At 70.4% G+C, this 6,752-nt stretch carries 8 protein-coding genes; 5 read left to right on the top strand and 3 right to left on the bottom strand.

Annotation, left to right across the window (positions count from 1 at the left end):
- Positions 1-106 precede the first annotated feature (106 nt).
- Positions 107-340 (bottom strand): hypothetical protein, encoded by a 234-nt coding sequence (locus ACFW2E_RS38230; protein ID WP_384474059.1) that lies wholly within the window; start codon positions 338-340, stop codon positions 107-109.
- A gap of 58 nt (positions 341-398) precedes the next feature.
- On the opposite strand from ACFW2E_RS38230, the gene map reads away from it, so the two are divergent.
- Both map and ACFW2E_RS38220 read left to right on the top strand, forming a co-directional pair.
- Positions 399-1,259, top strand: a complete 861-nt coding sequence (gene map, locus ACFW2E_RS38225; RefSeq protein WP_384474056.1) for a type I methionyl aminopeptidase — start codon at positions 399-401, stop codon at positions 1,257-1,259.
- Between the two features lie 140 nt (positions 1,260-1,399).
- On the top strand, positions 1,400-2,047 hold the full coding sequence (locus ACFW2E_RS38220; RefSeq protein WP_384474054.1) for a heme oxygenase (biliverdin-producing): 648 nt from the start codon (positions 1,400-1,402) through the stop codon (positions 2,045-2,047).
- Here the strand turns inward: ACFW2E_RS38220 and ACFW2E_RS38215 are convergent.
- Positions 2,044-2,700 carry a PhzF family phenazine biosynthesis protein gene (locus ACFW2E_RS38215; RefSeq protein WP_384474051.1) on the bottom strand — a complete coding sequence of 219 codons (657 nt, stop codon included), beginning with the start codon at positions 2,698-2,700 and terminating at the stop codon, positions 2,044-2,046. The genes ACFW2E_RS38220 and ACFW2E_RS38215 overlap by 4 nt on opposite strands.
- Positions 2,693-3,223 carry a hypothetical protein gene (locus ACFW2E_RS38210; protein ID WP_384474048.1) on the bottom strand — a complete coding sequence of 177 codons (531 nt, stop codon included), beginning with the start codon at positions 3,221-3,223 and terminating at the stop codon, positions 2,693-2,695. Before ACFW2E_RS38210 ends, ACFW2E_RS38215 begins: the two co-directional genes overlap by 8 nt.
- Before the next feature lie 215 nt (positions 3,224-3,438).
- On the opposite strand from ACFW2E_RS38210, the gene efeO reads away from it, so the two are divergent.
- From efeO to efeU, 3 genes are read left to right on the top strand one after another with little or no spacing between them, the layout of a single operon-like run.
- Positions 3,439-4,578, top strand: a complete 1,140-nt coding sequence (gene efeO, locus ACFW2E_RS38205) for an iron uptake system protein EfeO (RefSeq protein ID WP_384474045.1) — start codon at positions 3,439-3,441, stop codon at positions 4,576-4,578.
- A 9-nt stretch (positions 4,579-4,587) separates the two neighbouring features.
- Entirely contained in the window at positions 4,588-5,850 is a 1,263-nt protein-coding gene (efeB, locus tag ACFW2E_RS38200; protein ID WP_384474042.1) for an iron uptake transporter deferrochelatase/peroxidase subunit, read from the top strand.
- A 3-nt stretch (positions 5,851-5,853) separates the two neighbouring features.
- Positions 5,854-6,708, top strand: a complete 855-nt coding sequence (gene efeU / locus ACFW2E_RS38195) for an iron uptake transporter permease EfeU (protein ID WP_384474040.1) — start codon at positions 5,854-5,856, stop codon at positions 6,706-6,708.
- The last annotated feature ends 44 nt before the right edge of the window (positions 6,709-6,752 follow it).

Below are 6,752 nucleotides of genomic sequence, written 5' to 3'. Positions count from 1 at the left end.
GTGCCCGCCGGGGCTCATGACGTACGACGCGCGGACGGACGAGCACGCCGTACGGCTGCGGGAGCGGCGCGCGGCGGCCGCTCCCGCACGGACCTGATCACCCCGATCAGTCCTGGTCCGGGTCACCGCCGGTGGAGGCGTCGTGCCAGCGCGGGTCGTTCTCCCACTGGAGATTGCGCTCGCGGGCGGTCTCCATCGCGTGCTCGGCCTCCGCCCGGGTGGTGTAGGGGCCGAAACGGTCCTTGGCAGGGCATTCGGGCCCCTCCTCGACCTTCTTGTGCTCCAGGCAGTAGTACCACTCGCCCGGCTTCCCGACGGTGCGCTTCTTGAACAGGGCCATGACCGGCTCCTTCCGCCAGGGACATGGTCTCGTATGCCCGCTGGTTAGACTCGCTGTCATGTCTTCTGGCCAGTCGCTGCTCGTCCCTGGGGAGCTGTCTCCCACCCGTTCCGTGCCCGGAAACATCCGGCGGCCCGAGTATGTCGGCAAGCCCGCGCCGACGCCGTACACCGGCCCGGAGGTGCAGACCCCCGAGACCATCGAGGCGATGCGGATCGCCGGGCGCATCGCCGCGCGGGCGATGGCCGAGGCGGCGAAGCTCATCGCGCCGGGCGTGACCACGGACCAACTGGACAAGGTCGCCCACGCGTACATGTGCGACCACGGCGCCTACCCGTCGACGCTCGGCTACCGCGGGTTCCCCAAGTCGCTGTGCACCAGCGTCAACGAGGTCATCTGCCACGGCATCCCGGACTCGACGGTGCTGCGGGACGGCGACATCGTCAACCTGGACGTGACGGCGTACATCGGCGGGGTGCACGGCGACAACAACGCGACGTATCTCGTCGGTGACGTCGACCAGGAGTCGCGGCTGCTGGTGGAGCGGACCCGGGAGTCGCTCGACCGGGCGATCAAGGCGGTGAAGCCCGGCCGTCAGATCAACATCATCGGCCGGGTCATCGAGTCGTACGCCAAGCGGTTCGGCTACGGCGTGGTACGGGACTTCACCGGCCACGGCATCAACTCGTCGTTCCATTCCGGGCTGATCATCCCGCACTACGACAGCCCGCACGCGACCACGGTCATCCAGCCGGGGATGACCTTCACCATCGAGCCGATGCTGACGCTGGGAACGCACGAGTACGACATGTGGGACGACGGATGGACCGTCGTCACCAAGGACCGGAAGCGGACCGCGCAGTTCGAGCACACGCTGGTGGTGACGGACACGGGCGCGGAGATCCTGACCCTGCCCTGAGCCGCCGGGCCGTCCCCGGCCCGCTGACGAGCCCGCTTTCCGCGGTCTGTGGAGGGCGGGCTTCCTCTTGTAGACTTTTGCCGACAAGGTGTCGGAAAACCCATCGCCTTAGGTAAGGCTTACCTTAGAGGATATGGCTCATGGACTCCTTCTCGGCACTCATCCGCACCGCGTCCCACGAGCAGCACGTCGAGGCCGAGACCTCGACGTTCATGAGCGACCTGCTGGGCGGCAGGCTGGGCGTGGACGCGTACGCGCGGTACACCGAGCAGCTGTGGTTCGTGTACGAGGCACTGGAGGGCGGGGCCGGACGGCTGGCGTCGGACCCGGTGGCAGGGCCGTTCATCCGGTCCGAGCTGTACCGGCTGGCCGCGCTGGAGCGGGACCTGGCGCATCTGCGGGGGCCGCGGTGGCGCGCGGGGCTGACCGCGCTGCCGGCCACGCGGGCGTACGCGGACCGGGTGCGGGAGTGCGCAGAGCGGTGGCCCGCCGGGTACATCGCCCACCACTACACCCGCTATCTCGGCGACCTCTCCGGCGGCCAGATCATCCGGGACAAGGCGGAGCGGACCTGGGGATTCACCAGAAAGGGTGACGGGGTCCGGTTCTATGTCTTCGAGGGGATCCCCAACCCCGCCGCCTTCAAGCGGGGTTACCGGGAGCTGCTGGACGCGGTCGACGCCGACGACCTGGAGAAGCAGCGGATCGTCGCCGAGTGCAAGCAGGCGTTCGCGCTGAACACGGCGGTCTTCCGGGCGCTGGGCGAGGAGTTCCCGCTGAGCGCTTAGCGCTCGGGCTGGCGCTCCAGGAACACCCGTCCGCCCACCTCGACCCGGCCTTCCGGCTGCGGTGCAGTGAGGATCTGGGAGCCCGCGCCCTGGGTGATGTTGAGGGCCCGGCCGAGGCGGTCCGTGAGGAGCAGGGCCGCCGCGCCGGTGGCCTCGTCCTCCTCGATGCCGTCGCCCCGCCCGGGGAAGGCACGGGCGCGGATCCGTCCGGCGGACTCGTCCTCCCAGGCCCAGGCGTAGATCCACTCGCCGGGCGGGGGGACGGGCAGAACGTCGACCTCGGCGGCGGTGGCGTACTGGCGGAGAGTACGCGGCGGGGCCCACTCCGGCCGTGCCTCGATCCAGCTGAACTCGCCGTCCAGCCGGGCCCCGACGACCCCCGCCGGGGTGACCAGCTCGGGGACGTCCAGCAGCCACGCCACGCCGACGCAGGGATGACCGGCGAAGGGCAGGCGCAGGGTGGGGGTGTAGATGTCGACGATCCCGCGCTCGGGGTCGTCCACGAACACGGTCTCGCTGAAGCCCAGCTTCGCCGCGAAGGCCTGCCGGTCCTCCCGGCCGGGCAGGCGCGAGCCGTCGCGGACGACGCCGAGCTCGTTGCCGTATCCGCCATTCGCCGCGCAGAAGACACGCAGCACGTCGTAATCAGTCACCCGGGCATTGAAACACTGCGGCACCGGCCAGGGCGTCCCAGGCCGCGGCACCCCCGGGCAGGGGCACAAGCGGGTGGGGGCCGTCCCGTACGGCAGCGAGGACATGGCGTCCCCGTACGCCCGCAGCAGCGCGTCCCGCCGCTGTCCGGCACCGGGGCGGCGGGGCGGGAGGCCTGCCGCCCCGGTCTCCGCTCGCGCCCCGGGTCGCCTCGTCCGCCGCCCGTCTGCGGTCCCGCTCGTCCGGCAGCCGGGTCAGTACCACGCGGGGCGGGGTCCGGCGCTTCGCGAGCGACGCGACGGCCCGGTCGTGACCGTCCAGGACCGCCCAGCCGTGGAGCGGGGTGACCCACCACAGGAGAGCCGGCGCGAGCGTGCCCTCGCGCACATGCTCCCGGTACGCCTTCACCCGCGGGCCGTCCTCCGGCGCCGGCGGCCGCAGCGGTACGACGTCCTCCCCGCCGCCCCCACCGGCCCAGGTGGCCGCCCGGCCGGTCCCGGAGGGCCGGTCCCGTACGTCCAGCACCAGGCCGGCCGGCCCGAGGGCTTCCCCGCACGCCCGATCCGCGCGGACCCTTGACCCTCCCTTTACCATTCCTTGGGGTTGGTTTTGAGCCGTCGATATCAAGCCGTGCCTGTGATCTTTCCGTAGGCGCTGAATCGCGGACCACATGGGTATGGGTGAGGTTAGCCTCATGTAAGTTAGGGCAGCCTCACCACACCGTCCCGCTTGGAGCCTGCATGCGAGTCACCCGACTCACCGTCACAGCCGCCGTCGCCGCGGCGGCCTTGACCGCCCTCACGGCCTGCACGGCGAAGAGCGACGCCAAGGACGGCGACGTCATCCAGGTCACCGCCGCCGACTCGAAGTGCGACACCTCCGCCAAGTCGGTCCCGGCCGGCCACGTCACGCTGAAGATCGAGAACAAGGGCTCGAAGGCCACCGAGGTCGAGATCCTCTTCCCGGACGACCGGATCGTCTCCGAGAAGGAGAACATCGGCCCCGGCACCAAGTACACGCTGACCGCCGAGATCAAGGCCGGCTCGTACGAGATCGCCTGCGTCCCCGGCATGAAGGGCCACGGCGTGCGGCAGAAGCTCACCGTCACCGGCGGCTCCGCCGCCCAGCGCGACCCGAGGCTGGACAAGGCCGTCGCCGACTACCGCGAGTACGCCCAGCAGCAGGCCGACGCCACCGTGCCGCTCGCCGAGACCTTCGCGAAGGCGATCAAGGCCGGCGACATGGAGGCAGCCAAGAAGGCGTACGCCCCCTCGCGCCTCGGCTGGGAGCGCACCGAGCCGATCGCCGAGTCCTTCGGTGACATCGACCCCAAGACCGACACGCGCGCCGACGGCCTGGAGGACGGCCAGAAGTGGACCGGCTGGCACCGCCTGGAGAAGGCCCTCTGGGCGGACAAGAAGATCGGTGACGCGGAGAAGACCCTCGCCGACCAGCTGGTGACCGACCTGAAGGACTGGCAGGAGCGGGTTGGCAAGGCCGAGATCACCCCGACCTCGATGGCCAACGGCGCCAAGGAACTGCTCGACGAGGTCGCCACCGGCAAGGTCACCGGCGAGGAGGAGCGCTACTCGCACACCGACCTGGTCGACTTCAAGGCCAACGTCGAGGGTGCGCAGAAGGCCTATGAGCTGCTCAAGCCGGTCGCGTCGAAGAACGACCCGGCGCTGACCACCGAGCTCGACAAGCAGTTCGGCGCGCTGAACACGCAGCTCGACAAGTACCGCTCGGACAAGAACTCGTACGACTTCGTCTCGTACGACAAGGTCACCGCGGACCAGCGCAAGGAGCTGTTGGACTCGGTCAACGCTCTCGCGGAGCCGCTGTCCAAGCTCGCCGCCACGGTCGTGAAGAAGAAGTAGGGGGCGGCCATGACCGAGATCCAGGACAGCACCTCTCCCACCCGCCGGGCCCTGATCGGCTGGGGCGGCGCCGGGCTCGCGCTGGGTGCCGCCGCGGCCGGCGGCGCGGTGGCCATGGCCAAGTCCGGCAACGACGTGGACCCGGTGGCCGCCGAGACGGGCGCCGCCGTGCGGTTCCACGGCGCCAACCAGGCGGGCATCGCCACGCCGGTGCAGGACCGGCTGCACTTCGCCGCGTTCGACGTGCAGACCGAGGACCGTGCCGAGTTCGTGCGGATGCTGAAGGACTGGACGGCCGCCGCGCGCCGGATGACCGCCGGAAAGGCGGTCGGCGAGGGCGCGTACGGAGGACTGGCCGAGGCACCGCCGGACGACACCGGTGAGGCCCTGGGGCTCAAGCCGTCACGACTGACGCTGACGATCGGCTTCGGTCCGTCGCTGTTCGAGAAGTTCGGGCTGGCGGACCGGCGGCCCGAGGCGCTGGTGGACCTGCCGAAGTTCCCCGGCGACAACCTGGAGAAGACCCGCACCGGCGGCGACCTGTGCATCCAGGCGTGCGCGGACGACCCCCAGGTCGCCGTGCACGCGATCCGCAACCTGGCCCGCATCGGCTTCGGCAAGGTCGTCATCCGCTGGTCGCAGCTCGGCTTCGGCAAGACCTCCTCGACCACCCCGGACGCCCAGACCCCGCGCAACCTGATGGGGTTCAAGGACGGCACCCGCAACATCGCGGGCACCGAGACGGACCGGCTGAAGAAGTTCGTGTGGGTCGGCGACCGCGACGGCGACAGGAACTCGGCCTGGATGACCGGCGGATCGTACCTGGTCGCCCGGCGCATCCGTATGCACATCGAGACCTGGGACCGCACCTCGCTCCAGGAGCAGGAGGACATCTTCGGCCGGGACAAGGGCGAGGGCGCCCCGGTGGGCAAGGCCAAGGAGCACGACGAGCCGTTCCTGAAGGCGATGAAGCCGGACGCGCACGTGCGTCTGGCGCACCCCGACTCCAACAACGGGATCACGATCCTGCGCCGGGGCTACTCCTTCACGGACGGCACGGACGGCCTCGGCCGCCTCGACGCGGGCCTGTTCTTCCTGGCCTACATGCGTGACCCGCGCAAGGGATTCATCCCGCTGCAGCGCAAGCTGTCGGCGTCGGACGCGCTCAACGAGTACATCCAGCACGTGGGTTCGGCGGTCTTCGCCGTTCCGCCGGGCGTCCGCGACAAGGACGACTGGTGGGGCAGGGCGCTGTTCTCCGAGGAGGCGTAGCCAGTGTTCTCCAACTACCTGATCGGTCTGCGCGAGGGCCTGGAGGCCAGCCTCGTCGTCTGCATCCTGATCGCCTACCTGGTCAAGACGGACCGCAGGGACGCCCTGAAGCCCATCTGGATCGGCATCGCCATCGCGATCGCGATCGCGATGGGCTTCGGCTGCGCGCTCGAGTTCGGTTCCCAGGAGCTGACGTTCGAGGCCCAGGAGGCGCTCGGCGGCTCCCTGTCCATCGTCGCGGTGGGCCTGGTGACCTGGATGGTCTTCTGGATGCGGCGCACCGCCCGGCACCTGAAGTCCGAACTGCACGGCAAGCTGGACGCCGCCCTGGCCATGGGCACGGGCGCGCTGGTCGCCACCGCCTTCCTGGCCGTGGGACGGGAGGGCCTGGAGACCGCCCTGTTCGTGTGGGCCTCGGTCCACGCGGCCAGCGACGGCACCCCGCGCCCGCTGATCGGAGTGGCCCTCGGTCTGGCCACGGCCGTGCTCCTGGGCTGGCTGTTCTACCGCGGCGCCCTGAAGATCAACCTCGCCAAGTTCTTCACCTGGACCGGCGGCATGCTGGTGGTCGTGGCCGCGGGTGTCCTCGCCTACGGCTTCCACGACCTGCAGGAGGCCGGCTGGATCCCGGGCCTCAGGAACCTGGCCTTCGACATCAGCGACACCGTCGAGCCGGACAGCTGGTACGGCACGCTCCTCAAGGGCGTGTTCAACTTCCAGCCCGACCCCACGGTCGTCCAGGTCACGGTGTGGCTGCTGTACCTGGTCCCGACGCTCGCGATCTTCCTCGCCCCGGCGGGCCTCGTCTCCCGGAAGGGTCCGCAGCGGCCGACGCCCGCGGTGCACGACAAGGTCTGACGGCACGCAGCAGGACGGCGGCGGGGTCGCACGGCTCACGGGGC

The organism is Streptomyces sp. NPDC058964, assembly GCF_042741275.1.
In the GTDB taxonomy this organism is placed as follows: domain Bacteria; phylum Actinomycetota; class Actinomycetes; order Streptomycetales; family Streptomycetaceae; genus Streptomyces.
This window is presented reverse-complemented; position numbering and strand designations above follow the sequence as displayed.

Bases quoted from the DNA above. Each gene is read 5' to 3' on its own strand.
- ACFW2E_RS38230 (WP_384474059.1), bottom strand. From the start codon at position 340: ATGGCCCTGTTCAAGAAGCGCACCGTCGGGAAGCCGGGCGAGTGGTAC.
- map (WP_384474056.1), top strand. From the start codon at position 399: ATGTCTTCTGGCCAGTCGCTGCTCGTCCCTGGGGAGCTGTCTCCCACC.
- ACFW2E_RS38220 (WP_384474054.1), top strand. From the start codon at position 1,400: ATGGACTCCTTCTCGGCACTCATCCGCACCGCGTCCCACGAGCAGCAC.
- efeO (WP_384474045.1), top strand. From the start codon at position 3,439: ATGCGAGTCACCCGACTCACCGTCACAGCCGCCGTCGCCGCGGCGGCC.
- efeB (WP_384474042.1), top strand. From the start codon at position 4,588: ATGACCGAGATCCAGGACAGCACCTCTCCCACCCGCCGGGCCCTGATC.